We start from the raw sequence: 2,368 nt of genomic DNA, 5'->3' as shown, positions 1-2,368 counted from the left end.
GTGATTGCCGAGTCGCTGGCTGGAAGCTGATCAGGCTACGGGAGCGTAGGACTTTTATGCCAAGCCAAAGCAAATAACCGGCACCGATAAGCTTGACGACCCAGAAGGCAACGGCGGACGTCTGCATCAGCAAAGTCAGTCCTAGCGAAGCGGTTGCCACATGAAAGAGAATTCCCGCCCCGGATGCCATCCCCGACACGATAGCGGCGATCTTGCCCTGGCTGAGTCCTCGGCCTACGGCCAGCAGATTGTCCGGGCCTGGTGCGAGCACCAATAGCAAGCACGCGGCAGTATAGGCAAGCCAGATATTGATCGGAAACACGGCATTCTCCTTAAGCCTCACCGAGGCATCCATCCTCACGTAGCGCCAGAATGTGCCCGTACCAGGCTGCAAAGTCAAAGCCACTGCATTGGAGAGTAACTTCAACCGCCGATTGACTCGTGCGTCTTAATGCAGAGTCGCAATCCTTCGACTTTCTCCAATCCTGATCCGGTCAAGCGCCCGGTTTAGTGCGTCCAAGGCATCAAGGAGGGCCTTCGCCTCAGCTTCCCGGCCATCCCCCCAAAGGCGTTCTGCCATTTTGTTCAGGGCCTGGATGGAGCGCTCAATTTCAGCAGCAGTCGCTACTTTGCTTTCCAGCTGTTTCTTCAGCATTGAGATAACCTATCTGCAGGGCAGTACTTGCCTTCAGTTTCTAGCCCAAGAGTATCGGCCACAAGGGACAATTACCCCTCGTCAGATATCACTTCTTCGACGATTTGCTGCTGGCAGGAATATGCAAATAAGACATCACGCTTTCAGTCAGCTCGGTCGCCAGCTTGACCGCTTCTTTATTACGCGCCATCACACCCGCCACCAAACCTTCAATCAAGGCGAGTACGGCGATGTTGGAGCTGGTCATTACCGGATGGTCGGCGGGGGCAAACAGCACGTGTTCGGCAATGCTGGTGAGCGGCGATGCGGGTGAGTCGGTGATCGCCAGCACCGAGGCGCCGCGCTCATTGGCGAAGCGTGCGAGTTGCAGGGTGTCGAGGGAATAGCGCGGCAGGGAGATCGCCAGCAACACATCCTGATCGGTGATGGCAGCCAGGCGGTAAGCGGCATTTTCGTTGCCGCCCTCCATGCTGATGGCGGTGGCGTCGGCACAGAAGGGCATCAGGGTCGAGGCGGCGAGGCCGGCGAAGTAGACGCTGTTGCCAAAGCCCAGGATGTAAATTTTGCGCGCTTCGATCAGGCGGGTGACGAAGGCTTCAAAGGTGTCGGCGTGGTTGTTGGTGGCTGCCGTGGCGAGGTTGCTGGTGGCGCTCTGGATTTGCTCATGCAGGCCAAATGCACCGCCAGGACGATGCGCCAGTTCGTTGCGCAGTTTGTCGACCGGCGACACCATCTGCTGCAACGTCGCGACCAGCTCGGCCTTCATGCCGGTGTAGCCACCCAGGTTCAGTGCCTTGGCCAGACGATTGACCGCGGCCGGCGAGGTGGAGGTTTCATGGGCCATTTCTTCGATGGTCAGCGTCGCGGCCCTTAGCGGGTGACGCAGGATAAAATCCGCCACCTTGCGCAGTGAAGGCTGTAGATCGGAAACGATTTCCGCCAGTTTACGCATCACCGGCGCGGCATAGACCGTGGTGTCTTTCGAAGGGGTCGGCATGTCCGGCTCTACAGTTCCTGAAGGGTTGGAGAAGGCTTGGTTCGAGGTTGGCAGGAGTGTATCGCATGCCAAACCTCGTTGTGCATCGCCAAGCCAGGGAGCGGTGAGCGAGCCGGTGGTTATTTCAAGCTGCCGGCCAGAAACTGCCGAAGCMGCTCGGACTGCGGATTGACCAGCACTTCACGCGGATTGCCGCGCTCTTCGACCAGGCCCTTGTGCAGGAACACCAGCTGGTTCGAGACCTCGCGGGCAAAGCCCATTTCGTGGGTCACGACCACCATGGTGCGGCCTTCGAGTGCGAGGTCCTGCATGACTTTCAGCACCTCGCCGACCAGCTCGGGGTCGAGGGCTGAGGTCGGTTCATCGAACAGCATCACTTCCGGCTCCATGGCCAGTGCCCGGGCAATCGCTACCCGCTGCTGCTCACCACCCGACATATGCGCCGGCCAGGCGTCCATGCGGTGCGCCACGCCGACTTTGTTCAGGTAATGCTCGGCCTTTTCCCGCGCCTGTTTCTTGTTGATGCCCAGCACATGCACCGGGGCCTCCATGACGTTTTCAAGGGCGCTCATGTGCGACCAGAGGTTGAAATGCTGAAACACCATCGACAGTCGGCGTGGCGCACCGCATGGACGCCTGGCCGGCGCATATGTCGGGTGGTGAGCAGCAGCGGGTAGCGATTGCCCGGGCACTGGCCATGGAGCCGGAAGTGATGC

Annotated in this window: 3 protein-coding genes and 2 pseudogenes; 1 reads left to right on the top strand and 4 read right to left on the bottom strand. The window is 59.5% G+C overall.

All coding sequences use genetic code 11. The annotated features are described in order from the left end of the window. From AC1DLB_RS27820 to AC1DLB_RS27805, 4 genes and pseudogenes are all read right to left on the bottom strand, one after another. The coding region (locus AC1DLB_RS27820; RefSeq protein ID WP_477786070.1) for a LysE family translocator at positions 1-322 on the bottom strand (322 nt) is incomplete at its 3' end. 126 nt (positions 323-448) lie between these two features. Beyond that, complete coding sequence (locus AC1DLB_RS27815) at positions 449-655, bottom strand: hypothetical protein (protein ID WP_086945286.1); 207 nt, start codon at positions 653-655, stop codon at positions 449-451. An 88-nt stretch (positions 656-743) separates the two neighbouring features. Beyond that, a complete protein-coding gene (locus AC1DLB_RS27810; RefSeq protein WP_007940239.1) occupies positions 744-1,652 on the bottom strand; it encodes a MurR/RpiR family transcriptional regulator in 909 nt (302 codons plus the stop codon). A gap of 119 nt (positions 1,653-1,771) precedes the next feature. Continuing rightward, positions 1,772-2,266, bottom strand: a pseudogene (locus AC1DLB_RS27805) (ATP-binding cassette domain-containing protein); the annotation flags it as partial. Between AC1DLB_RS27805 and AC1DLB_RS27800 the strand changes: the two are divergent. Then, positions 2,263-2,368 (top strand): annotated as a pseudogene (locus AC1DLB_RS27800) (ATP-binding cassette domain-containing protein); the annotation flags it as partial. The pseudogenes AC1DLB_RS27805 and AC1DLB_RS27800 overlap by 4 nt on opposite strands.

This window comes from Pseudomonas sp. 05N434 (genome assembly GCF_056396965.1).
This window is presented reverse-complemented; position numbering and strand designations above follow the sequence as displayed.

What these genes read in the sequence shown, in the direction of transcription:
- AC1DLB_RS27815 (WP_086945286.1), bottom strand. Translation starts at nt 655, where the DNA reads ATGCTGAAGAAACAGCTGGAAAGCAAAGTAGCGACTGCTGCTGAAATT.
- AC1DLB_RS27810 (WP_007940239.1), bottom strand. Translation starts at nt 1,652, where the DNA reads ATGCCGACCCCTTCGAAAGACACCACGGTCTATGCCGCGCCGGTGATG.